This is a genomic window from Streptomyces solicavernae (assembly GCF_029968095.1).
GTDB lineage: Bacteria > Actinomycetota > Actinomycetes > Streptomycetales > Streptomycetaceae > Streptomyces > Streptomyces solicavernae.
The window spans coordinates 1-25400 of sequence record NZ_JASCIR010000005.1 but is presented as its reverse complement, the minus strand read 5'-3'; the positions used below and the strand labels follow the sequence as shown (position 1 = coordinate 25400).

At 70.1% G+C, this 25400-nt stretch carries 15 protein-coding genes; 6 read left to right on the top strand and 9 right to left on the bottom strand.

From position 1 onward, the window contains the following. Positions 1-65: 65 nt before the first annotated feature. From QIS99_RS08315 to QIS99_RS08305, 3 genes are all read right to left on the bottom strand, one after another. Positions 66-638, bottom strand: coding sequence for a TetR/AcrR family transcriptional regulator (locus QIS99_RS08315; RefSeq protein ID WP_282512025.1), 573 nt, complete (start codon positions 636-638; stop codon positions 66-68). A 245-nt stretch (positions 639-883) separates the two neighbouring features. After that, complete coding sequence (locus QIS99_RS08310; protein WP_282512024.1) at positions 884-1699, bottom strand: PaaX family transcriptional regulator; 816 nt, start codon at positions 1697-1699, stop codon at positions 884-886. 34 nt (positions 1700-1733) lie between these two features. Then, on the bottom strand, positions 1734-3344 hold the full coding sequence (locus tag QIS99_RS08305) for an AMP-binding protein (protein ID WP_282512323.1): 1611 nt from the start codon (positions 3342-3344) through the stop codon (positions 1734-1736). 111 nt (positions 3345-3455) lie between these two features. On the opposite strand from QIS99_RS08305, the gene QIS99_RS08300 reads away from it, so the two are divergent. Together QIS99_RS08300 and QIS99_RS08295 are read left to right on the top strand one after the other, a co-directional pair. Then, complete coding sequence (locus tag QIS99_RS08300; protein ID WP_282512023.1) at positions 3456-4676, top strand: acyl-CoA dehydrogenase family protein; 1221 nt, start codon at positions 3456-3458, stop codon at positions 4674-4676. After that, on the top strand, positions 4673-5071 hold the full coding sequence (locus QIS99_RS08295) for a RidA family protein (RefSeq protein WP_282512022.1): 399 nt from the start codon (positions 4673-4675) through the stop codon (positions 5069-5071). Before QIS99_RS08300 ends, QIS99_RS08295 begins: the two co-directional genes overlap by 4 nt. 132 nt (positions 5072-5203) lie before the next feature. Here the strand turns inward: QIS99_RS08295 and QIS99_RS08290 are convergent, their stop codons facing one another. Both QIS99_RS08290 and QIS99_RS08285 read right to left on the bottom strand, forming a co-directional pair. Continuing rightward, complete coding sequence (locus tag QIS99_RS08290; RefSeq protein ID WP_282512321.1) at positions 5204-6559, bottom strand: alpha-lytic protease prodomain-containing protein; 1356 nt, start codon at positions 6557-6559, stop codon at positions 5204-5206. Positions 6560-6693: 134 nt separating this feature from the next. Next, positions 6694-7674 (bottom strand): LysR family transcriptional regulator, encoded by a 981-nt coding sequence (locus QIS99_RS08285; RefSeq protein WP_282512021.1) that lies wholly within the window; start codon positions 7672-7674, stop codon positions 6694-6696. 928 nt (positions 7675-8602) lie between these two features. On the opposite strand from QIS99_RS08285, the gene QIS99_RS08280 reads away from it, so the two are divergent. Both QIS99_RS08280 and QIS99_RS08275 read left to right on the top strand, forming a co-directional pair. Next, complete coding sequence (locus tag QIS99_RS08280) at positions 8603-13225, top strand: DUF6531 domain-containing protein (protein ID WP_282512019.1); 4623 nt, start codon at positions 8603-8605, stop codon at positions 13223-13225. A 1-nt stretch (position 13226) separates the two neighbouring features. Further along, complete coding sequence (locus tag QIS99_RS08275; protein WP_282512017.1) at positions 13227-13670, top strand: SUKH-3 domain-containing protein; 444 nt, start codon at positions 13227-13229, stop codon at positions 13668-13670. Positions 13671-13794: 124 nt separating this feature from the next. Here the strand turns inward: QIS99_RS08275 and QIS99_RS08270 are convergent, their stop codons facing one another. Continuing rightward, positions 13795-15321, bottom strand: coding sequence for a helix-turn-helix domain-containing protein (locus QIS99_RS08270; protein ID WP_282512015.1), 1527 nt, complete (start codon positions 15319-15321; stop codon positions 13795-13797). Between the two features lie 306 nt (positions 15322-15627). On the opposite strand from QIS99_RS08270, the gene QIS99_RS08265 reads away from it, so the two are divergent. Beyond that, entirely contained in the window at positions 15628-16152 is a 525-nt protein-coding gene (locus QIS99_RS08265; RefSeq protein WP_282512013.1) for a DinB family protein, read from the top strand. Positions 16153-16257: 105 nt separating this feature from the next. On the opposite strand, the gene QIS99_RS08260 is transcribed toward QIS99_RS08265, so the two are convergent. Next, entirely contained in the window at positions 16258-17097 is an 840-nt protein-coding gene (locus QIS99_RS08260) for a YqeB family protein (protein ID WP_282512011.1), read from the bottom strand. 344 nt (positions 17098-17441) lie between these two features. On the opposite strand from QIS99_RS08260, the gene acnA reads away from it, so the two are divergent. Continuing rightward, a complete protein-coding gene (acnA, locus tag QIS99_RS08255; RefSeq protein WP_282512009.1) occupies positions 17442-20159 on the top strand; it encodes an aconitate hydratase AcnA in 2718 nt (905 codons plus the stop codon). A 217-nt stretch (positions 20160-20376) separates the two neighbouring features. Here acnA and QIS99_RS08250 read toward each other — a convergent pair whose 3' ends face one another. Both QIS99_RS08250 and QIS99_RS08245 read right to left on the bottom strand, forming a co-directional pair. Further along, positions 20377-20955: a hypothetical protein gene (locus QIS99_RS08250; protein WP_282512007.1), complete on the bottom strand. Its 579-nt coding sequence runs from the start codon at positions 20953-20955 to the stop codon at positions 20377-20379. 225 nt (positions 20956-21180) lie between these two features. After that, positions 21181-25104 carry a GH92 family glycosyl hydrolase gene (locus QIS99_RS08245; RefSeq protein ID WP_282512005.1) on the bottom strand — a complete coding sequence of 1308 codons (3924 nt, stop codon included), beginning with the start codon at positions 25102-25104 and terminating at the stop codon, positions 21181-21183. Positions 25105-25400 lie beyond the last annotated feature (296 nt).

The window sequence follows — 25400 nt, the reverse complement described above, 5'->3', positions numbered from 1 at the left end:
TGCTTTCGGCTGCTTTCGGCTGCTTTCGGCTGGTCCCGGCTGGTCCCGGCTGGTCCCGGTTGATCTCAGGGCTGCATCAGGTGGCGCACCGTCGGGATGACGTCGTCCGCGGTCAGCTCCGGGGACAGGCCCTTGTGGAGCACGAATCCGTCGAGCAGAGCCGCCAGCGTGGCCGCCGCCCCGGCCGGGTCGGGGTGGCCCGCGGAGTCGAGCGCGGCGGCGATGGCCTCCCGGAACTCCGCCACCAGCCCCGACAGGGCGGCGCGCAGCTCCGGGTCGCGCGCGGAGCTCAGGTACACCTCGACGGCCAGGAGCGACTGCGGGTCGCGCCCGGTGTAGCCGTCCAGCTGGCGGAGCAGCAGCTCGGCGCCCTCGGCGGGGGAGTCGGCGGCGGTGAAGGCCGCGGTCCCCTCGGTGAGCAGCGGCCGCATCGCGCCCATCGCGGCCTGGCGCAGCAGGGCGGGCAGGGACGCGAAGTGGTAGTGGACGAGCCCCGGCCGCACGCCGGCCCGCTCGGCGAGCAGCCGGGTGCTGACGCTCTGCGTGCCGACCTCGCCGATCAGCTCGACGGCGGCCCGCAGCAGCCGCTGCCGGACCTCGATGCCGCGTTCGGCGGCGGTGGGGGGTGGTGGGGGCATGGGGTTCTCCGGGTCACTCGCTTGGGCGGCCGCATTGGTCAGTCGCATTGGTCAGTCGCATTGGTCAGTCGCATTGGTCAGTCGCCCAAGTTGAGCATACTCGCTTTTTCTCTCCCCTGACCCGCCCCTTCCCGAGAGTCCTGCGGACGGCGATTGTCTTTCGGGTGCTGCGCCGTCGTGGCTGGGCGCGCAGTTCCCCGCGCCCCTTTCGGGGCCCGAGACCGGCCCCGAGACCGGCCCCGAGTTCAGCCCCCCGCCGCCCCGCAGAACCCCGCCCCCGCCTCCCGCAGCCGCGAGTCCAGGGCGGCGAAGACCTGGGCCGACCGTTCGCCCGGCCAGTCGCGCGGCAGCAGCCCCGAGGGCAGGCCGGGGTCGACGTACGGCAGGTGCCGCCAGCTGTCCAGGGCGAGCAGATAGTCCCGGTACGCCGCCTCCGGCGGGGTCTCGGACCGCGCCTGCCAGGCGCGCAGCACCGGCTCGTGCGCCGCGAGGAACGCCTCGTGCTGCTCGGCCAGCGCAGCGAGGTCCCACCAGCGCGCCACCGCCTCGGCCGTCGCGGCGAACCCGAGGTGCTCGCCGCGGAACAGGTCGACGTACGCGGCGAGTTGGAGCCGTTCCAGGGTGTGCCGGGTCTCCTCGTAGAGCCGGGCCGGGGCGATCCACACGCCGGGCGCGGCCGTGCCGAAGCCGAGGCCGGTGAGGCGGGAGCGCAGCACGTGCCGCTTCTGCCGCTCGGACTCCGGCACCGAGAACACCGCGAGCACCCAGCCCGCCTCGTCCCGCGACCGCCCGTGCGCGTAGATCCGCCGGTCACCGTCGTCCAGGAGCTGGCGGGCGTCCGCGGACAGGGCGTACCCGGCGGAGCCGTCCGCCGTGCGCTGCGGCACGAGCAGCCCGCGCCGCTTCAGCCGGGACACGGCGGAGCGCACGGACGGCGCGTCGACGCCGACCGCGCCGAGCAGCCGGATGAGTTCGGCCACGGGCACGGGACCCGGCGTACGACGGCCGTACGCGCCGTAGTACGTGACGATCAGGGACCGTGGAGTGTGCAGCTCTGCCACGTGATCACTCTAGAACCCGCTGCTCGGGGCGTTGTCAGGGTGCCCGCAGCCGGAAGCGCTGCAGCTTCCCCGTGGGCGTGCGCGGCAGCGCGTCCGGGAAGACGATCTCGCGCGGGCACTTGTACGGCACCAGCTCGGCCTTCACGAAGTCCCGGAGCAGCGCCACCGTCGCCTCCGTGCGCGGCACCCCGTCCCGCAGCACCACATGCGCGACGACGCTCTGCCCGCGCAGCTCGTCCGGCCGCCCCACCACGGCGGCCTCCACCACGTCCGGGTGCCGGAGCAGCGCGTCCTCGACCTCGGGGCCCGCGATGTTGTACCCGGCCGAGATGATCATGTCGTCTGCGCGGGCCACGTACCGGAAGTAGCCCTCCGGTTCGCGGACGTATGTGTCCCCGGTGAGGTTCCAGCCGTCCCGTACGTACTCCTGCTGGCGCGGGTCGGCGAGATAGCGGCAGCCGACCGGGCCGCGCACCGCGAGCAGACCGGGCTCGCCGTCCGGCACGGGCTTCCCGGAATCGTCCACGATCCGCGCCTGCCAGCCCGGCACGGGCAGGCCGGTGCGGCCGGGGCGGATCGCGTCGTCGGCGGCGGAGATGAAGATGTGCAGGAGTTCCGTGGCGCCGATGCCGTTGATGATGCGCAGGCCGGTCCGTTCCTGCCAGGCCTCCCAGGTCCCCTCCGGCAGGTTCTCGCCGGCCGAGACGCAGCGCCGGAGCGAGGTGATGTCGTAAGTGGCGACCTCGTCGAGCATCGCGCGGTACGCGGTCGGCGCGGTGAACACGACCGACACCCGGTGCTCGGCGATCGCGGGCAACAGCTGCTTGGGGCCCGCCTGTTCGAGCAGCAGCGCGGAGGCGCCGGCCCGCAGCGGGAAGACCACCAGGCCGCCGAGCCCGAAGGTGAAGCCGAGCGGCGGGCTGCCCGCGAACACGTCGTCCGGGGTGGGGCGGAGCACGTGGTGCGAGAAGGTGTCGGCGATCGCGAGGACGTCCCGGTGGAAGTGCATACAGCCCTTGGGCCGTCCGGTCGTACCGCTCGTGAACGCGATCAGCGCCACGTCGTCCGCGGCCGTGTCCACGGCCGTGAAGCCGCCCTCCTGCCGCTCCGCCCGCGCCACGAGGTCGTCGGGCCCCGCACCACCGAACGGCGTGATCCGCAACCCGGGCACCTCGGCCCTGACCAGGTCCTCGACGTGCCGGGCGTCGCACAGCGCGTGCTGGACCCGGGCGATCTCGCAGACCGTGGCCAGCTCGGCGGCCCGCTGCTGCGCGAGCACGGTCACGGCGACCGCACCCGCCTTCAGGACCGCCAGCCAGCAGGCCGCAAGCCAGGGCGTGGTCGGGCCGCGAAGCAGCACGCGGTTGCCGGGCACCACACCGAGCTCGTCGGTGAGCACCCGCGCGATCCGGTCGACCCGGTCCTGCAGTCCGCCGTACGACCAGACCTCGCCGGCCGGCGTGCGGAAGGCGGGGCGGTCCGGGCCGAGACGGTCCACGGTGCCGTCCAGGAGTTCGGTCGCGCTGTTCAGTCGCTCCGGGTACTGCAGCTCGGGCAGTCCGAAGTCCAGGTGCGGCCACTGGTCGTGCGGAGGAAGGTGGTCGCGGGGGAAGGTGTCGGCGTGGGCCGAGGTTGTCAGCTCCATCGTGCGCCCCTCAGAAGTGCCGAGGACGGTGGTGGCGTCGCCCATCGAGCGTATCGTGTTGGTGACGACAGTCAACGCATCGCGATAACTCCGCTGCAAGGAGGCGTGCCGGTGTCAGAATTCGCGCTCGATCCGAAGGAACTCCAGTGGTGTGCGGAGCTGCGCGCCCTGGCCGCCGAGCGCCTGCAACCCCTCGCCGAGGAGGCGGAGCCGGGCCGGATCAACCGCCCGCTGGTCCGCGTCCTCGGCGAACTCGGGCTCCTGGAACGGCTGTTCACCTCCGGATCGCTCGAACTGTGCCTGATGCGCGAATCCCTCGCGTACGGCTGCACGGAGGCCGAGACCGCGCTCGCGCTGCAAGGGCTGGGCGCCCACCCGGTGTACGCGCACGGCACTCCCGCGCAGCGCGCCCGCTGGTTGCCGCAGGTCAGAGAGGGCAGCGCGGTTGCGGCCTTCGCGCTGAGCGAGCCGGACGCGGGCTCCGACGCGGCGGCGCTCGCGCTGGCGGCGGAGCGGGACCCCGGGGTCGGGCGCGGGGCCGGGGTCGGGGACCGGGACGGAGAGGGGGCCGGGGCTGGGGCCGGGGACGGCTGGCGGCTCACCGGCGAGAAGTGCTGGATCTCCAACGCCCCCGAGGCCGACTTCTACACCGTCTTCGCCCGCACCACCCCCGGTGCGGGCGCCCGAGGCGTCTCGGCCTTCCTCGTCCCCGCCGACCGCCCGGGCCTCACCGGCACGCGGCTCGACATGATCTCCCCGCACCCCATCGGCGCCCTCGCCTTCGACGGCGTGCCGGTGCGCCGGGACGACCTGATCGGCGAGGTCGACCGCGGCTTCCGCGTCGCGATGGGCACGCTGAACCTGTTCCGGCCGAGCGTCGGCGCGTTCGCGGTGGGGATGGCGCAGGCGGCGCTCGACGCGACCCTCGCGCACACCGCCGAACGCCGCGCCTTCGGCGGCCGGCTGAAGGACCTCCAGTCCGTCGCCCACCAGCTCGCCGAACTCGCCACCCGCACCGAGGCCGCCCGCCTCCTCGTGTACGCGGCCGCCGCGGCGTACGACCGGGGCGAACCCGACGTCCCGCGCCGCGCCGCCATGGCGAAACTCCTCGCCACCGAGACCGCGCAGCAGGTCGTCGACGCGGCCGTCCAACTCCACGGCGCCCGCGCCCTGCAACGCGGCCACCTGCTCGAACACCTCTACCGCGAGGTCCGCGCGCCCCGCATCTACGAGGGCGCCACCGAGGTCCAGCGCACCATCATCGCCAAGGAGCTGTACGCGGAGCTCGCCGAGGGGCAGTACGCGCAGCTCGCCGAGGAGGGCACGGAGTGAGCCTGGAACGCGTCAACCCCGCCGAACTGCCCCCGCCCACCGGCTTCTCCCACGCCGTCACCGCCACCGGCTCCCGCACCGTCTTCCTCGCCGGGCAGACCGCCCTCGACCCCGACGGCAAGCCGGTCCCGGGCACGCTGCCCGAGCAGTTCGAGCGCGCCCTCACCCATCTGCTGGCCGCCCTCCGCGCAGCAGGCGGCGCGCCGTCCGACCTCGCCAAGGTCACGGTGTACGCCACGGACGTCGCGGACTACCGCGCGCACGCGCCCGAACTCGGCCGCATCTGGCGGAGGCTGGCGGGCCGCGAGTACCCGGCGATGGCGGTCATCGGGGCGGTCAGGTTGTGGGACGAGGAGTGTGTGGTGGAGCTGGAGGGGGTGGCGGTGCTGGAGTAGGGGGCGCGGGTGTTCCTCACCCTGAGGGCCCGGGGGCGCAGTCCCCGGCAGCGAGGAGCGACGAGCGACGAGCGGGGTCGAGGGGAAGCTGCCCCTCGACCCCGCCTCAGCGCACCCTTGCCGCAGCAGCCCTCACACCCGCTGCCACAACGACGGCGCGTTCGGCGGCTCCCAGCCCGCCTGCGCCTGGTGTGCCTGCAGGCAGCGGTAGGTCGTACCGCCGTACGTCACCGTGGCGCCCGCCTCGTAGACACCGCCGGCCGCCCACGTACCGCCCGGCTCACCCGGCTCACCGGGGTCCGTGCCGCCCGTGGAGGTCTTCAGCGTGAGGCCGTACGTCTGCAGGAGCGGGTTGATCGGCTGGTGGAACGTCGTGCCGCCCGAGCTGCAGTTGCCCGAGCCGCCCGATGTCACGCCCTGCGCCTGGCTGCCGGAGATGTACGAGCCGCCGGAGTCGCCCGGCTCGGCGCACACCGAGGTGCGCGTGACGCCGCTGATGGTGCCCTCGGGGTACGTGACGCTGGTGTTGTGCTGCTGGATCGTGCCGCAGTGCCAGCCCGTGGTCGAGCCCGAGCGGCAGATGGACGCGCCCACCGGCTGCTGCGTCGACCCCGTCACCTGCACGTTCACGCCGCCCCGCCCCTTCACGTAAGGCGTCGAGGTCCACTGCGAGTTGGCCGCCACCCACGCCATGTCCCGGCCGGGGAACGTCGAGGCCTGGAAGGTGCCCTGCGCGACCCGGTTGTAGCCGCTGGTCGTCGTCCCGGGCCGGCCGCAGTGCCCGGCCGTGGCGAAGCCCTGCTGCCCGTTCCTGGTGATCGGGAAGCCGACGGAGCAGCGCCCGCTGCCGTTCATGTAGTACGCGTCGCCGCCCCGCAGGTCGTACAGCGCCCGCGGCCGCTGCGTGGTCGCGTCGACCCGCGCCATCGCCGTGTCCACGCCCGCGGCCGCCAGCAGCTTCTCGCCGGCCTGCTCCGAAAGGGCCTCTACGACGACGGAGTTGGACCGCACGTCCACGTACCACACGGGCGCGTCCCGCGTGTCGGTCGTACGGGCCGCCTTGTCGAGGCTCGCCTTCGCGGCGTCCAGGCCGGACAGCGTGTGCCGCACGACCTCGGCCTGCGCGCCCTGCGCGGTGATCGTCCGTACGTCGGCGGGGTCGGTGGTTGCCACGGTCAGGCGGCCGGAGTCTGCGCCGGACACCCAGGCGCCCGCGAAGTCACCGCCGAGCGCGGCCCGCAGGCGGCCCGAAGTCGCCCCAGCCTCGGCCTCGTTGACCAGCCGGTCCGCGGCCTGGGCGCGGGTCAGGCCCAGGTCACGGCTCATCGCGTCGAGGACGGCGGGGGAGGTGCGGTCGACCTGCAGCGTGTCGGCGGCGGAGGGCGCTGCGGACACCGGGTCGGGCTGAGCGGAGGCCGGACCGGCGAGGGCGAGCGCGCCTACGGTGGCGAGCGCGGCACACGCGGCCAGGGCGTGTCTGCGAGGCATGCGGACGGGCATGCGGATGTGCTTGGGGACGTGCACGGGGCACACTCCTCAGGTCGGGGGAAATCCGTGGGGGATCGCTCGGGTTGGCTGGTGCCGCCGAAAACGTACGGGCACCAACAGCCCAGCGGGAGCTGTCAGTTGACCCTCTGCCCGGTGTTATGGCCCCACGCGGGGCCGCGTGGACGCGTGAGCCAGGCCGTGTAACTGTCGCTGCGCGCCGCGGCCGTCGCGTGCGCGGCGCAGGCCTGCGTGAACACGGACGAGGCGAGCTGCGCGGGCTGCGCCGCCGGATGCCAGCCGAGCAGATGCCGCCAGGTCAGCGGCGAGTCGGTGAGCGGCCGTGTGACCATGCCCGGCGTGGTCGGGAACGTCGCCCGGCACAGCCCGACCGCCCGCCCGACCTGCACCAGATGTACGCAGGACGCGGTGTCCGTCTCGTACACCCCGGCGGGGGTGAACCCGGCGCGGGCGCAGGCGGCGGCGAAACAGTCGGCGAAGCAGCCGTCGCCCGGCACGTCCGTCCAGAACTCCCCGGCCAGATCGGCGAGCCGGACCTCGGCGCGGGCGGCCAGCGGGTGGCCGTCGGCGAGCATCACAAATACCGGGTCGACGGCCACCTCCCGCCACGCCAGCGTGCCCCCGCCGGGCGGCGGCGCTACCCCGCAGGCGCCGATCAGCGCGAAGTCGAGCCGTCCGGCCACCACGTACTCGGCGATCTCCCGCTCCGACCAGGACGTACGCGTGGACACCCGCAGCCCCGGCGCCGAGCCGGCGAGCCGGTCCACGAGGCCGCCGAGCAGCGGTCCGTGCGTACCGCCGACGGTCAGCTCGTCCTGCCGGTCCCAGGTCCGCGCGAACCGTACGGCCTCCTGCTGCAGTTCGCTCACCGCGGGCAGCACGATCCGCGCCCGCGCGAGCACCAGCTCCCCGAGCGCCGTCGCCCGCACCCCCTGCCGCCCCCGCTCGAACAGCGGCCCGCCCAGGGCCCGTTCGATGCGTTTCAACTGCGTACTGAGCGCGGGCTGGGCCAGCCCGAGCGCGGTGGCCGCCCGCGTGAGGCTGCCGGCTTCGGCGATGGCCCGGATCGTCTTGAGGTGACGCAACTCAAGCTCCATGAGGGGAGCTTGAGGGGTACGGGCGCAAGGGGCAAGGGGCTGGTCCAGACCAGTGGCGCGGTCACTCGATGCGGGCCGAGTCACCTCCGGTGCGGGCGAAGGAGGCCGGCCGGCCGGTGACCGAGCGGCCGTTCCACCGGGCGCACACCGCGAGGCGTATCAGATGTCCCGGAAGAGACCCGAGAGCCTCGTGACCTGCCGTGATGGTTGCCTGGTGGCCTCTGACCTGCGGGAATGGTCTCTCTGTTCTTGCATGCTCGTGCCGGTTGATCGGGTCGGAAGTCCCGGAAAAGTCCCAGGGGACTCCCACTGCTGAGGGGCGCCTTTCGGCTCTATATGGCGGTACAGGCTCGCCGAACGCCCTATTTTCAGCGAGGGTGCCGGAACTTGGATGTCGAGTGACTGGCGCTCGGCCGATGCCTTGCGGGATCGTCGGGCCCTGATGATCGACCACGACGCTGCGCTTGCCGACTGCAGTGAGTCGGCGCTGCCCGCGAACGCTCGGACCGCATACGGCGAGCGGCCCGTCGCACGTGCCGGGCGGGCGAAGGCGCAGGAGCTGATCGAGCGGCTCGTCGCCGAGGGCCGCGTCAGGATCACGATCCTGATGGCGACGAAGTCGCGGAGTGCTCCCGTTTCGCGTCGTCAACTACGCGAAACAGCACGGCCTGCAACGGATCCGGCGGTGTCGTCATCCAGGGGGAGCAGGCCCTCGCCGTCCCAACGGTGCCTGGCCAGCCTTGCGGGCCAAGGTGCCGATGACTCAGGTCTGCCGCGATGTCCTGGGAGGGAGCGTTCTGGCCAAATGCCCCCAGCCCTCTTGGGTTGCGGTCAGTCCCGTCAGTTACGGTGCTGATTCGCGCACGGTGATCGAAATTGATCGCAGGGGAGCGTGTGTAGGCACCGTAACGGGGGAGGTTGACGGGGGATGGGCTACGTTCTGCCCGAATGGATCGACACGGTTCTCGACTTCGTCGGGATCAACTGGCCGAACGTGGACGAGGATGACTACCGCGAGATGGCCGACGCGATGCGTGAGCTCGCGGACGCCTTCGACGACCACGCCGGCGAGGCGCACGGTGCGGTGAGCCGCCTGCTGTCGTCCAGCGAGGGCTGGGCGGTGGACTCCATGCAGGAACACTGGGGCAAGGTGAAGTCCTCGCACCTGGAGCAACTGCCGGAAGTCGCCCGGATGTTCGCGGACGCGATGGACGTCGTCGCCGACCTGATCTACGGCATGAAGATCAAAGCCGAGCTCGAACTTGCTGCCATGGCGGCGTCCGCGGGTGTCGCGATCAGCCTGATCGTTGCTACCGGTGGCCTGTCCGCGCTGCTGGGTGCCGCTCAGATCACCGCGATGCGCGAGGCGGTGCGCCGGATCATCAAGGAGGCCGCGGAGCAGATTGTCGAGCAGGTCATCGCGATGGTGACCGAGCCGGTCGCCGCGAAGCTGGAGGACATGGTCGCCGACGCTGTTCTGGAGCTGGCGACAGAGGCTTTCAGCCCCGGCACCGGCGATGGCAGTGACGGCAAGGGCGCTTCAGGGATGAACCTCAACTCCGCCAACGGGCCCGGAGGAGGGGGACCTGGTGGCGGGGGCAATGCGGGCCGGATGCGTATCGACCACGTCGAGTACGAAAAGGCCGCCGGCGACCTGGGACGCATCAGCGAGACTTCCCTGACCCGTCTCAACGGTTCCCTGGGCCGCGCGGACGGCGCCAACAGTCGCACGAAGGGGAAGGACCCCTTCACCCAAGGCATCGACAGCCTCGTCGATGGCGGAATGAAGGGAATGAGGAAGACCGTGGTCGCGGTCATTCGGCACAACGGCGAGCTTGTGCCGAAGAACATGCGCGACACCTCCAAGAGGCACAAGGAGAACGAGAAAGCGAACGAGGACGCTCTCCGCAAGATCATGGGCGGCCGCGATGGCAAGGATCCGACACCGCCGTCGAAGGGGCCGGGAGGCAATGGCGGCACGGTCGGCACCAAACCAGACCTCCTCAACAAGGCACTTAACGATCCACGGCACCACAGCGTTGAGCCGCCGAATCGGACCTGCAAGGAAGACCCGATCGACGTCGCCAGTGGCCAGATGCTGCTGGAGCAGACCGACCTCAGCCTCCCTGGCGTCCTGCCTCTGGTTCTCAAGCGGACCCACCTCTCGGACTACACCTATGGCACCTGGTTCGGCCGGTCCTGGGCATCCACCTTGGATGAGCGCATCGAGGTCGACGTTCGTAACAAGGCTGTCTGGGCCCGTGAGGATGGCACCCTGCTGGTCTATGACCGGCTGCCCAGCCCGCAGCAGCCCGAGATCCTGCCGGTTGAGGGACCGCGCATCCCGCTGCGGCGGACCAGTGACTTCGGCGCCCACGCTATGGAGTTCGCTACTACCGACCCGCGTACCGGCTGGACGAAGTACTTCTCCCGCCCACGCGGCGAGGGCTGGCAGCTGTGGCTGACGACGATAGAAGACCGCAACGGCAACCAGATCGACATCCACCGCGACGGCACGGGACGCCCGCTCGCCGTTGGCCACAGCGGGGGCTACGACGTCGAGGTCGCCGGCGACCTCGACCGCGGACGAGTGACCGCTCTCGCCCTACGGACCGGGGACGGTGCCGAGGCCGCCGTTCCCGTCCTCGCATTCGGCTACGACGGCCAGGGCGACCTCGCCGAAGTCACCAACTCCTCCGGATCGCCCCTGCGCTTCACCTACGACGAGCAGAGCCGCATCACCTCATGGACCGACCGGAACGACTCCACCTACCGTTACATGTACGACACAGCTGGTCGCGTCGTACAGACTGTGGGACCGGACGGCTTCCAGTCCGGCACCTTCGCCTACGACGTCCAGGGCCGGACAACTCGCTGGACCGACGCTCTTGGAGCGGTTACCGAGTTCCGGTTGAACGAACGCCGCCAGATCATTGCGGAGTTGAACCCGCTGGGCCACGTCGCGCACGCGGAGTTCGACGCGCGTGACCATCTGATCGCACGCACCGACCCCCTGGGACGCACCACCCGATATACGTACGATGTATGGGGCAATCCCCTCACACTTACCAGGCCCGATAGCACTCAACTCAGAGTTTGCTACAACGAGTTGAACCTCCCGGTCGAAGTCGTTCACTCCGATGGCACTCGAGTGGTGCAGGAATTCGACAGCGTCGGTAACTGCACGGCAGTGACCGACGCCACCGGTGCGACTACCCGCTATGCCTACGACGGGGCCGGCAACCTGACCTCTGTCACCAATGCCCTCGACGAGACCACACACGTGCGCTGCGACGCAGCGGGTCTGCCGATTGAGATCACCGATCCCCTCGGGGCGTCCACCCGCTATGAGCGGGACAGCGCCGGTCGCGCGATCGTGGTCACCGACCCGCTGGGGGCAGCCACCCGCCTGCAGTGGACGGTCGAAGGCAGGCTGGCGGCCCGTACTGCTCCGGATGGTGCCACGGAGTCGTGGACGTATGACGGTGAAGGGAATTGCACGAGCCACACCGACGCAGTAGGTGGGGTTTCGCGTTTTGAGTACACGCACTTCGACCGGTTGGCGGCTTCCACCGGACCGGACGGAGCGCGTTACGAGTTCGAATACGACCGAGAGTTGCGGCTGGCCCGGGTTACCAACCCACTGGGGTTCAATTGGAGTTACGAATACGACCCCGCCGGCCGCCTCGTCGCGGAGATCGACTTTGACCAGCGGCGAGTCACCTATGAGCATGACGCTGCGGGTCAACTCGCCGCCCGTTTCGCTCCCACTGGCGAAGCCATCCGTTTCGAACGAGACGTACTGAACCGAACCGTCCGCAAGGACGCCGCCGGAGCGGTGACGTCCTACGCCTACGACGCAGCGGGCCGTCTCATATCGGCCACAGGTCCGGACGCAAGCCTGGTCCGCGAGCACGATGCGGCAGGACGGATGTGCTCCGAAACGGTCGACGGCCGCACGGTGACCTACACGTACGACGCCTTGGGCCGTCGAACCTCGCGCACCACACCGACCGGGGCGACCAGCACGTCGACCTACGACGGAGCAGGCAACCGCACGTCGCTTACCGCCTCAGGCCGCGTCCTGGACTTCGTCCACGACGCCGCAGGCCGTGAGGTAGCACGCCACATCGGCGAAGCCTCCACACTTGCCAGCACCTTCGACCCCGCAGGCCGCCTCGCGCAGCAGCAACTCACTGGCCCCGCGGGCCACGTGCAGCACCGTGGCTACACCTACCGCGCAGACGGAAGCCTCATCGGGATCGACGACCAGTCGGGTAGCGCTCGCCGCTTCGACCTCGACCCGGCCAGCCGCGTCACCGCCGTCCACGCCGCAGACTGGACCGAGTCCTATGCCTATGACGAGGCCGGCAACCAGACCCAGGCGACCTGGCCCACGAGCATGCCGGGGGCCGAAGCCGCTGGCGACCGCACATACAACGGCACCCGAATCCTCGCGGCAGGTCACGTCCGTTACGAACACGACGAAGCCGGCCGCATCACTGTCCGGCGCAAGACGACCCTCTCCGGCAAACACACCACCTGGCGCTACACCTGGGACGCTGAAGACCGCCTCACCTCCGTCGCTACCCCCGACGGCACCACCTGGCGCTACGCCTACGACCCCCTGGGCCGCCGCACAGCCAAACAACGCCTGGCTCCAGACCGCGAAACCGTCGCCGAGGAAACCCTCTTCACCTGGGACGGCGCCACCCTCGCCGAGCAGACAATGGGGACGGTCACCCTCACCTGGGACCACGACGGCCTGCGCCCCCTCACTCAGACGGAACGCAAGCACCTTACCGACCAGGAGGTCGACGAACGCTTCTTCGCCATCATCACCGACCTGATCGGCACGCCAACCGAACTCGTCGACGAACACGGCGACATCGCCTGGCGCACCCGCACCACCCTTTGGGGCACCACTGTCTGGAACCGCACGGCCTCCGCCTACACCCCCCTGCGCTTCCCCGGTCAGTACTTCGACCCTGAAACCGGCCTCCACTACAACTACTTCCGCCACTACGACCCCGAAACCGCCCGATACCTCACCCCCGACCCCCTCGGCCTGGCGCCCGCGCCCAACCCGTCCGCCTACGTCGACAATCCCCTTTCCTGGGCCGACCCTCTTGGGCTCTCCCCTTGCAAAGACGCCCTGCTTGACGCCGTTGGCAAGGAGGCAGACGCTGCATCCAAGGTGACGCCAGGACGGATGCGGCCCGCCGTATCCGAAGGAATCGCCCTCCAGGACGGCAGCACCTTCACCGCATCCAGCCATCGGGGCAACGCTCCAACCCTCCACCCCGATGTACAGGGTGTCCTTGATGGCATCCCCGCCGATGAGCGAGGCAGAGGGCATGGCCAGTGCGGTCTGCCCAACGCGATCTCCCAGGCACTCAACGAGGGCCGGGATCCAAACGGGGCCTTGGGCGCTGCGGTCACGGTGCGCAGTAACGTTGACCATCCCAAGCACGCAATGCCCGTCGGTCCTTGCGACAGCTGCAAGGTCCTGGTCAGGCATTACGGAATCGATTTCATCACCGGAGACTAAGATGAAGGCGCAATTCTCGCCGGACGTCGCTGATGTGCTCAGTGCATTTGGCTGGTCCCCTGAGAGGTCGGTGGATCCAACACCCTGGACGAGCCCCTTCGAGGAGAACGGAATCCCTGCCCATCAGGAGGTGACAAACTTTCTCACCCAGTTCGGCGGTCTCAATATTAAGGTCTCGGGCCCAGGGATTAACTGCGCACGCGAACCATTCGAACTCGACCCGCTTCTCTGCCTGGGAGAGGAAGATAGGTTCTCTGAATGGGGCGAAGAGCTGGGAGTTCAATTGTTCCCGATCGGGGAACTGGACGAGGGTCGTTTCTTCCTCGGAATGGATGAACGAGGGGCGGTGTACCTGGTGGCCGACTGGATCGCTCGTTTCGGCCCATGGCCCGAGGCCATCGACGCACTGGTCCGGGGTGTGGCGCCGGAAGAAATCTCCACCTGACCCATTTGCCAAGGCGCGATGCTTGTCGCGCAGAACCCCGGGAGGACGCGGCTGTCCCACGTTGCGGCGTGCATGCTGCTTGACCTTGCGCCGCAGAGACGTCACGGAGGGAAAGATACGTTCATCAAATGTCCCGGAACGTCTCGATCTGCGCCCCCACCGAGTTGAGCCGCTCCGCCAGTTCCTCGTAGCCGCGGTTGATGACGTACACGTTGCGGAGTACGGAGGTGCCCTCGGCGGCCATCATCGCGAGGAGGACGACAACCGCCGGGCGCAGGGCCGGTGGGCACATCATCTCGGAGGCGCGCCAGCGGGTCGGGCCCTCGACCAACACCCGGTGCGGGTCCAGGAGTTGGAGGCGGCCGCCGAGGCGGTTGAGGTCGGTGAGATAGATCGCGCGGTTGTCGTAGACCCAGTCGTGAATGAGGGTCTTGCCCTGGGCCACCGCCGCGATCGCCGCGAAGAACGGGACGTTGTCGATGTTCAGGCCCGGGAAGGGCATCGGGTGGATCTTGTCGATCGGCGCCTCCAGCTTGGAGGGGCGCACCGTCAGGTCGACCAGGCGGGTGCGGCCGTTGTCGGCGGCGTACTCCGCGGAGCGGTCGGTGTCGAGGCCCATCTCCTCCAGGACCGCCAGCTCGATCTCCATGAACTCGACCGGCACGCGCCGGATGGTGAGTTCGGACTCGGTGACGACGGCAGCGGCGAGCAGGCTCATCGCCTCGACCGGGTCCTCGGAGGGCGAGTAGTCCACGTCGGCGTCGATGGTCGGCACGCCGTGCACGGTCAGTGTCGTGGTGCCGATGCCCTCGACCCGTACGCCGAGCGCCTCCAGGAAGAAGCACAGGTCCTGGACCATGTAGTTGGAGGAGGCGTTGCGGATGACGGTGACGCCGTCGTGGCGGGCCGCAGCGAGCAGGGCGTTCTCCGTCACGGTGTCGCCGCGCTCGGTCAGCACGATCGGGCGGGACGGCGAGGTGCGCTGAACCTCCGCGTGGTACACGCCTTCGGTCGCGGTGACTTCGAGGCCGAAGCGGCGCAGCGCGATCATGTGCGGCTCGACGGTCCGGGTGCCGAGGTCGCAACCGCCCGCGTACGGCAGCCTGAAGTGGTCCATGCGGTGCAGGAGCGGGCCGAGGAACATGATGATCGAGCGGGTACGGCGGGCCGCATCCGCGTCGATCGAGTCGAGGTCGAGCGTGGCGGGCGGCACGATCTCCAGGTCGACGCCGTCGTTGATCCACCGGGTGCGCACGCCGATGGAGCCGAGGACTTCGAGGATCCGGAAGACCTCCTCGATCCGGGCGACGCGGCGCAGCACCGTACGGCCCTTGTTGAGCAGCGAGGCGCAGAGCAGTGCGACGCAGGCGTTCTTGCTCGTCTTGACGTCGATGGAGCCGGAGAGCCGGCGGCCGCCGACGACGCGCAGATGCATCGGACCGGCGTAACCCAGGGAGACGATTTCGCTGTCGAGTGCTTCACCGATTCGAGCGATCATCTCAAGACTGATGTTTTGATTGCCGCGTTCGATGCGGTTCACAGCGCTCTGGCTGGTACCGAGTGCTTCGGCGAGCTGGGACTGTGTCCAGCCCCGGTGTTGACGGGCGTCACGGATGAGCTTGCCGATGCGTACGAGGTAGTCGTCTGCCATGGCGTGACCGTATATCTGATGTGAGATAAAAGAGAAACGGAATGCGTCCGTCCGGGTGACGTTGCGTGTCGGGCTCGGGAGCCGGGACGTTGACGGCCGGTCAGAGATCGTGGGCGACCGGACGTAGCGGCTGGTAAAGCGGCAGTTGCCGGGGTGCATCGCAGTTGTCGGGGTGCACTGCAGTTCCCGGGGTGCATCGCGTTTCCCGCAGGTTCGCGCGCAATTAGGACGCGATCCGGCCTCGATGGCTCCTACTGTCACTCCTGACCGGCCGACAGGGGACGGCATCAGCGGAAGGTGAAGACCATGACCGAGAACAAGCTCACCGGCGAGCGTGCCGATTGGCTGGACCTGCTCGCCCACCACCGCCACTTCCTGCGCTTCACGACCCGCGATCTGACCGACGAGCAGGCCGCGCAGCGCACCACGGCCAGCGAGCTGTGCCTGGCCGGACTGGTCAAGCACGTCACCGAGGTCGAGCGCAATTGGACGGGCTTCGTCCTGAACGGCCCGTCCGCCGTCGGGGACTTCGAGGCGCCGACCGAGGCCCAGCTGGAGGAGTTTGCCCAGGGCTTCCGGATGCTCCCCGGCGAGACCCTGGCAGGGATCCTCGCCGAGTACGAGAAGGTCGCCGCCCGCACCGACGAGCTGGTCGCGACCCTGCCCGACCTCGACGCCTCCTGTCCGCTGCCGAAGGCCCCGTGGTTCGAGCCGGGCGGGCGCTGGACGGCGCGGCGGGTCCTGATGCACATCTGCGCCGAGACCGCGCAGCACGCCGGGCACGCCGACATCATCCGGGAGTCCCTGGACGGCGCGAAGAGCATGGGCTGAGGCGACCCGCCCTCACCCGCTGCCCGCCCGCATCCGCTGCCTGCCCGGCCTCACCCGAGGCCCGCCCTCACTCGCTGCCTGCCCGGCCTCACCCGAGGCCCGCCCTCACTCGCTGCCCGCCCGGCCGCGCCAGTACTGACGCCGCTTCTCGTCCCGTACGTACACACCCAGGCGGGCCAGTTCCGCGCGGAGTTCGCGGCGGTCCTCGGCGGCGGTCGAGTCGCTGCGGGTGAGGGCCTTCGCGCGGGCCTTGAGCAGGGCGTCGGCACCGGCCGGCAGGCCCGGGGTGTCCGGCACCCAGAGGCGGAAGTCGGCAGCGTGCGGGTCGTGGTCCGTCCAGCGGTGGCCGTGCCGCGCGAACGCCGTACCGAGCCGGCGTTCGGGAAAGTCGCAGCGCTCGCGCGCGAGTTCGGCGCCGTCCGGGGCGAGCAGCACCAGGTCCTTGCCGTCCCGGAAGGCCGCGGCGAGCTGTGCGCGCGCGAACGTGCTCGGCTCACCGGCGCGGGTGAGTGTGACCTCCGCGGCGTCGACCCGCACGGACAGCTCGTCGTGCAGGACGACCAGACCGGCGAGCAGTCCGAGCACGGCGCCGCCGACGAGCGGGCCGAGCGTCGGCCACGGCTCGGGGAGCGAAGTCAGCAGTTCTGCCGGACCCTTGAAGGGGGCGCGGGGCAGCGACACCAGCCACCGCGCCAGCAGCGTCGCGGCGAACCCGGCACCGGTGCCGAACGCGGCGAAGGCGAACGGCAGCCAGCCCGGCTGCCGCAACCGCGTCACGTCCCCGGTGGCCGTGCCGTGCTTGCGAAGCCGGTCGGTCGTCGTGCCGCGCCCGCCGGGCAGGTCGGCTGTCGTGCCGCGCCCGCCGGGCAGGTCGGTCGTCGTGTCGCGTCTGCGGAGCCGGGCGGCTCGCGTGACGCGTGTCTCGTTCCCCGTCGTGCGAGTCATGGGATTCACCGTAGAAAACGGGTACGTGCAGTCGCATCGGCCATCGGGAGCGGCCAGGCGCTGCCGGGTGCGACGAAAGTCGCAGGCCAGTCCGCCGAAAGTCGGTGGCGCGTGCGGGGGAGTTCACGTGTGCTTCGCCGACTGTTGGCGCCGTCGGCCGGGGCAGGGCATGACCGACGGCGCGGCATGTACTAGAGTTATCTCGACATCGAGATATCTGCCGAGGCGCACCGCAGCCGCCCACCCCGGTAAGGGTCACCTAACTTAGCCCTACCTTAGCGGATCGGTCCAGGGGCGTGGCGGCAGGATGCGGTGGTACGCGCACATATATGAAGGAGACTGTCGTGTCGGCGAACAGCTTCGACGCCCGCAGCACGCTGCGCGTGGGCGACGAGTCGTACGAGATCTTCAGGCTGGACAAGGTCGAGGGCTCTGCTCGCCTTCCCTACAGCCTCAAGGTTCTTCTGGAGAACCTGCTCCGCACGGAGGACGGTGCGAACATCACCGCCGACCACATCCGTGCCCTCGGCACCTGGGACTCGCAGGCCCAGCCCTCCCAGGAGATCCAGTTCACGCCGGCCCGCGTGATCATGCAGGACTTCACGGGCGTGCCCTGTGTCGTGGACCTCGCGACGATGCGTGAGGCCGTGAAGGAGCTCGGCGGCGACCCGGCGAAGATCAACCCCCTCGCCCCCGCCGAGCTGGTCATCGACCACTCCGTCATCGCCGACAAGTTCGGCACGAAGGACGCCTTCGGCCAGAACGTCGAGCTGGAGTACGGCCGCAACAAGGAGCGCTACCAGTTCCTGCGCTGGGGCCAGACGGCGTTCGACGAGTTCAAGGTCGTCCCGCCCGGCACCGGCATCGTCCACCAGGTCAACATCGAGCACCTGGCCCGTACGGTCATGGTCCGGGGCGGCCAGGCGTACCCCGACACCCTGGTCGGCACCGACTCGCACACCACGATGGTCAACGGCCTCGGCGTTCTCGGCTGGGGCGTCGGCGGTATCGAGGCCGAGGCCGCGATGCTCGGCCAGCCGGTCTCGATGCTCATCCCGCGCGTCGTCGGCTTCAAGCTGACCGGCGAGCTGAAGCCGGGCACCACCGCCACGGACCTGGTCCTCACGATCACCGAGATGCTGCGCAAGCACGGCGTCGTCGGCAAGTTCGTCGAGTTCTACGGCGAGGGCGTGGCGGCCACGAGCCTCGCCAACCGCGCCACCATCGGCAACATGTCGCCGGAGTTCGGCTCCACCGCCGCGATCTTCCCGATCGACGGAGAGACGCTGAACTACCTCAAGCTGACCGGCCGCAGTGAGCAGCAGGTCGCGCTCGTCGAGGCGTACGCCAAGGAGCAGGGCCTCTGGCTGGACCCGGCCGCCGAGCCCGACTTCTCCGAGAAGCTGGAGCTCGACCTCTCCACGGTCGTCCCGTCGATCGCCGGCCCGAAGCGTCCGCAGGACCGCATCGTCCTCGCAGGCGCCGCCGAGCAGTTCAAGGCGGACGTCCTGAACTACGTCGACACCGCCGACGAGGCCGGCATCGAGTCCTTCCCGGCCTCCGACGCCCCGGTGAACCACCCCAACGGCGGCCCGTCGAAGCCGGTCACCGTGACCGCCCCCGACGGCTCGACGTACGAGATCGACCACGGTGCGGTGACGGTCGCGGCCATCACCTCCTGCACCAACACCTCGAACCCGTACGTGATGGTCGCCGCGGCGCTCGTCGCGAAGAAGGCCGTCGAGAAGGGCCTGACCCGCAAGCCGTGGGTCAAGACCACCCTCGCCCCGGGTTCGAAGGTCGTCACCGACTACTTCGACAAGGCGGGCCTCACCCCGTACCTCGACAAGGTCGGCTTCAACCTCGTCGGCTACGGCTGCACCACCTGCATCGGCAACTCCGGCCCGCTGCCGGAGGAGGTCTCCAAGGCCGTCAACGACCACGACCTCGCGGTCACCTCGGTCCTCTCCGGCAACCGGAACTTCGAGGGCCGCATCAACCCCGACGTCAAGATGAACTACCTGGCGTCGCCGCCGCTGGTCGTCGCGTACGCCCTCGCCGGTTCGATGAAGGTGAACATCACCAAGGACGCCCTGGGCACCGACCAGGACGGCAAGCCGGTCTACCTCGCGGACATCTGGCCGACCGAGGCCGAGGTCAACGACGTGGTCGCGAACGCCATCGGCGAGGACATGTTCAACAAGTCCTACTCCGACGTCTTCGCGGGCGACGCCCAGTGGCAGGCTCTGCCGGTCCCGACCGGCAACACCTTCGAGTGGGACACCGAGTCCACCTACGTCCGCAAGCCCCCGTACTTCGAGGGCATGGGCATGGAGCCCGCCCCGGTCGAGGACATCACCGGCGCGCGTGTGCTCGCCAAGCTGGGCGACTCGGTCACCACCGACCACATCTCCCCGGCCGGTGCCATCAAGGCCGACACCCCGGCCGGCAAGTACCTCACCGAGCACGGTGTGGAGCGTCGTGACTTCAACTCCTACGGCTCGCGCCGAGGCAACCACGAGGTCATGATCCGCGGCACGTTCGCCAACATCCGCCTGCGCAACCAGATCGCGCCGGGCACGGAGGGCGGCTTCACCCGCGACTTCACGAAGGGCGACGCCCCCGTCTCCTTCATCTACGACGCCTCGCGCAACTACATCGACCAGGGCATCCCGCTGGTCGTCCTCGCGGGCAAGGAGTACGGCTCCGGCTCGTCCCGCGACTGGGCCGCCAAGGGCACCGCGCTCCTCGGCGTCAAGGCCGTCATCGCCGAGTCGTACGAGCGCATCCACCGCTCGAACCTCATCGGCATGGGCGTCCTGCCGCTGCAGTTCCCGGAGGGCCAGTCCGCGGAGGGCCTCGGCCTCACCGGTGAGGAGACCTTCTCCTTCGCCGGCGTGACCGAGCTCAACAACGGCTCGATCCCCACCACGGTCAAGGTCACCACCGACACCGGCTTGGAGTTCGACGCGGTCGTCCGCATCGACACCCCCGGCGAGGCGGACTACTACCGCAACGGCGGCATCATGCAGTACGTGCTGCGCAGCCTGATCCGCAAGTAGGCCCCGGCACCAGGCAGTTGAGGACCGCACCCCCGGCGTGGCGGGTGCGGTCCTCGCGCGTTCCTGGCGTCATGGACCCGCGAAGATCCGCCGGACAGGCCTTAGTTGATGGGGATCGACATCAACTAGGCTCGGGTGCGTACGGCTTCGGTACTGAAGCTGATCCGCGGGTAAGGCGGACGCGCGGTACGGGCCTCGGGGCCCGTCCGGTGAGGCCTCACAGCATCCCCGCACGCACCCCCGCCTGCACCACCGACGCATGCGCCAGTTGCCACTCGCCGAGGAGGGCCAGGCTCACGGACAGCAGAGCGCGGCCCCACAGCATGTTCTGCGTCAGCGCGACGTGCCGGGTGAGCTGCGTGGCGAGGACCAGCAGGCCGCCGATCTGCAGGACCAGTACCAGCGTGCTGTCGGGCCGCGCCACGAACGCGCCGAGCAGCAGGGGCAGAGAGGAGAGCGGCGCCAGTACGGCAAGGACGGAGGGGGTGCGGTGCAGGCCGCCGCGGCCGCCGAGCGCGCGGGCGAGGACCACCGTCGTCACGCCGAGCAGCAGATGCCCGAGGAGCAGCACCAGCGTGGTGAGCAGCAGCCACAGGCCGGGGATGCGCAGGTCCGGGTAGGACGCCGCGACCTCCGGCACCTCCCGGGTCAGCAGCGCCATCAGCACCATCTGCCCGCAGGCGGCGAGGAGTACGACCCCGGCGAGCGGCCGGCCGCGCAGGCCGAGCAGCCACTCGCCGGCGCGCAGCACGGCCCCGCAGCCGCGGCGCAGCGCGCGCCCGGTGCGCGTGATCACGGGCAGCCGCGGCGGCGGGGGAGGGGCCGGCCGCGGCGGGGCTATGAGGGTCGGGGGCGCGCCCCCGGGGCCCTTTGATCCTGACCCGGGACTGCTGCTCATCGCTCTCCAACTGCCCTTCCTGTCGGCGCCGTTCGCGCCGTTCGCGCCGAACGGCCGTGCCGGGCCCGACACGCACGGGACCCGGCACGGGGAGAAGAGCCCGCCTGAGCGGTCAGCGCACGCTCACGAGATCAACTCCACCTCCGCAAGTGTCGCAGCTCCCTGCGGAACGAGCCGATAGTGGCGGTACGTACCGGGATCGGCGATCGAGAACACCCGTGTCTGGTGGTCCCACCGGAAGGACTGCTTGTCCCTGCGGTCCAGGACCTTCCATGTGTCGCCGTCCGCCGAGCCCTCCAACACCCAGCCGTCCGGGGCCTTCGCGCGGTCCGCCGACGTGAGCGTGTACTGCACGGCCCGCGTCGCACCGGAGCCGGCCAGCGGCAGGTTCACCGAGGCCACCTCGGCGGTCGTCTTCGACGTGTTGTCGAACAGCGGCCCCTCGCCCTTCGTCGCGTCCTTGCGGGGCGAGGGCACCTCGTCGTCCTGCGTGATCGAGACCGGCGCCGCGTCCTCCCCCGTGCCCCACTTGGACGGCTCCGGGCCCATGTCGAACTCCAGCGTGCCGCCGCGCGCGATCTCCTCGTGGGGGAGTGCCGTCGACGTCCACTTCTTGCCGTTGACCCGCAGGCCCTGGACGTAGATGTTCTCCGCACTGTTCTTCGGCGCCTCGACCACCAGCTCGCGACCGCCGCCCAGATGCACCGTCGCCTTGGTGAACAGCGGCGAGCCGATCGTGTACTCCCCACTGCCCATCACCAGCGGGTAGAAGCCGAGCGCGGAGAACAGATACCAGGCGCTCTGCTCGCCGTTGTCCTCGTCGCCGTGGTAGCCCTGGCCGATCTCGCTGCCGGTATAGAGCCGGGACAGGACCTCGCGGACCTTCTCCTGCGTCTTCCACGGCTGCCCGGCCGCGTTGTACATGTACGTGGCGTGGTGCGCGACCTGGTTGCTGTGCCCGTACATGCCCATCCGCACGTCACGGGCCTCCGTCATCTCGTGGATGACCCCGCCGTACGAGCCCGCGAACTCGGGGGACGCCGTCTCCGGGGTGGCGAAGTACGTGTCCAGCTTCTCGGCCAGGCCCGCCCGGCCGCCGTACAGGTTCGCCAGGCCCCGCGAGTCCTGCGGGGCGGTGAAGGCGTAGCCCCAGCCGTTGGTCTCCGTGTAGTCGTAACCCCACACGCGCGGGTCGTACTCCGAGGACTCGACGCGCCAGTCGCCCTTCAGGTCCCGGCCCTGGAAGAACCCCGGACTCCCCTGCTTCGAGCCCGCCTCGGGGTCGAACAGCTCCACATAGTTGCGGGCCCGGTTGAGGAAGTAGTCCGACTCCTCCTTGTACCGCTTCTCACCCGTCTTCTCGTACAGCGCCCGGCCCATCTGCGCGATGCCGTAGTCGTTGAGGTAGCCCTCAAGGGACCAGGACAGGCCCTCGTGCGTCTCCGTGGACGCATAGCCGAGGAACGGCGAGGTGTCCATGCCCTTGCGGCCCACGCCCGAACTCGGCGGCACCACCGTCGCGTTCTTCAGGGCGGCGTCGTACGCGGACTTCGCGTCGAAGTCCACGCCCTTCACGTACGCGTCGGCGAAGGCCACGTCGGAGGAGGTGCCGGTCATCAGGTCGGCGTACCCCGGCGAGGACCAGCGGGAGATCCAGCCGCCGTCCTTGTACTGCTGCACGAACCCGTCGACCAGCTCGCCCGCCTTCTTCGGCGTGAGGAGGGAGTAGGCGGGCCAGGTCGTGCGGTACGTGTCCCAGAAGCCGTTGTTGACGTACATCTTGCCGTCGACGATCTTCGCCCCGGTGTGCGTCGGGGTGTCGGGCCCCGTCTGCTTCGAGAACGGGGACGCGTACCGGTACTTGACGCCCTTGTCCGTACGCACCCGCTCGAAGCCCGAGTTGGGGTACAGGTACAGCCGGTAGAGCCCGGAGTAGAGCGTCGTCAGCTGGTCCTCCGTGGCGCCCTCGACCTCCACCTTGCCGAGCAGCGCGTCCCACTGCGCCTGCGCCTTGGACTTCACCCGCTCGAAGGGCGTGCCCGCCGGGATCTCCCGGTCCAGGTTGGCCTTCGCCTGGTCGACGGAGATGAGGGAGGTGGCGAGGCGCAGGGTGACGATGCGGTCCTCGCCCGCGTCGAAGCGCAGGTGCCCCTCGACGCCCTCTGCGGCGCCCTCGGTGACCGGCTTGTCGAAGGTCCCGTACACGAACATCCGCGTCGCGCCCGTCGACAGGCCGCTCTTGACGTCCGAGTAGCCGGTGACGATCCCCTTGTCCTGGTCGAGGCTCAGGCCCGCCTTGTCGGATACGTTGTCGAACAGGACGCTCGTGTTGTCGCCGGGGTAGGTGAAGCGCATCATCGCCGCGTGGTCCGTCGGCGTCATCTCGGCCTCGATGCCGTTCTCGAACTCGACGCCGTAGTAGTGCGGCCGGGCCGTCTCGTTCTCGTGCCGGAAGGCGAGCGCCCGCTTCTTGCGGTCCAGGTCAGGGGTGCCCTCGGCGGCCGAAGGCAGCACCTGGAACGTCTGCCGCTCACCCATCCACGGGCTCGGCTCATGGCTCGCGCTGAACGCCTGCAGCGTCGGCAGGTTGTCGGCGTTGTTGCCGCGCGCGTAGTCGTACAGCCAGCTCAGGGAGCCCGCGTTGGTCACCGGCGTCCAGAAGTTGAAGCCGTGCGGGACGGCCGTCGCCGGGAAGGTGTTGCCGCGCGAGAAGGCGCCGCTGGAGTTGGTGCCGCGGACGGTCGAGGCGTAGTCGGAGGGGTGCGCCTTCGGCTTCGCCGGCGGGGCGCTCTTCAGCGCCACGTCGTCGACCCAGCCCTGGAACTCCGACGGGCCCTTCGGGGAGTCGTACGCCACCAGGATCCGGTCGACGGTCTTGCCCGCGGCGACCCGGCCGAGGCCGGCGGCCACATGGTTCCACTGGTTCACGTACAACCGCTTCGCCGCCGCCTGCCCTTGCGGGGTGAGCAGCCCGCCGTGCTGGTCCGTGGCCTTGAGCTCACTCAGATAGGTCCCGTCCGTGAACGCCAGATCCACCGAGACGTGCGTCGCCGCGTAGCTCAGATCGGGCGCGGGCTCGGGCATGGCGGGGAAGACCCGGTAGGACAGCTCGGTGTGCCGGGCGATCGGCACGTCCACGTCGAAGACCTTGTTGTACGAGTACGCGTGCCCGTCCGCCTGGTGCGTACCGGCGTAGCGCAGCGCCCGCTTGCCGGTGAACCCGGCGCCGGCCTTCGCGGTCGGCGAACCGCTCGGCCCCCGGTGCACGGCGGAGACCATGTCCTCGGGCGCGGGCCCGCCCGTACTGCCGTCGGAGATCTGCAGACCGGCCAGCTGCGTCGCGTCCTCGGCGCCGTTGTTGGCGGTGATGTCGAGCCGATAGTGCGCGTACGCCGTGTCGTTGGCGAAGTCGTACGTCTTCGTCTCGAAGCGCTTGCCGAAGGTTTCCCCGGAGCGGGAGTCGAGGGTCTTCCACTCCTTGCCGTCGGCCGAGCCCTTGAGGGTCCAGTCCCTGGGGTCGCGCTCGGCGTGGTCGTTGGCCGAAGTCAGGGCGTACTTGCGGACCTTGACGGGCTCCGCCAGGTCGTACTCCACCCACGCCTTCGCGGCGAACGCCAGCCACTTGGTGCCGGCCACGCCGTCGATGAGGTTCTCCTTCACCTCGCCCGAGCCGGCGTTCTCGTCGCTCGCGCGCACCTCGCTGACCCGGTCGGTGACATTGCCCGGGATGCCGCTGCCGAACGCGCCGTTGACCCCGGCGGCCTTCTTCTCGCCGTCGGGGGTGGTCTCGACGGTGCTGGTCCAGTCGGGGCGGGGCTGGCCCTCTTCGAAGGAGGAGCTGAACTCCGCTTCCTTCGGGGCCGGTTGGGGAGCGGCGGTCGCGGCACCCTGGACGGCGGTGACGAGGAGCAGCGCGGCTGCGGGGACGGTGGCGAGGGGGCTGCGCCAGGGGCTGCGGCGCCGGGGACTGCTGCGCCATGGGCCGGTGCGCCATGGGCCGCTGCCGCGCGTTCTGCGGCGCGACAGCAGGGGGCGGGGACTCTGCATGCGGGGGCCTCCAGGCGGCCTGGGGACAACGTTGTCAGATCGCTGCGCAGGGTCCAGTAGGGCGTCAAGTGGGGGGTGGTGTCAAGGGTGTTGGGGATGCTTCGGGGGTACTTGCCTGCCCCCTTGTCCGTCGCCGCTGCCACGCACGGGATCTTGAGGCCACCAGGGCCTGTCCGCCGGATCTTCGCGGGTCCACGACGCTCCCCCAGCTACCGCTGGGGGTGCCCCCAGGCACGCTCCCCCAGCCTCCGGCCGGGGGTGCCCCCACTCGCCGCACGCCCGAATCACCCAAATAC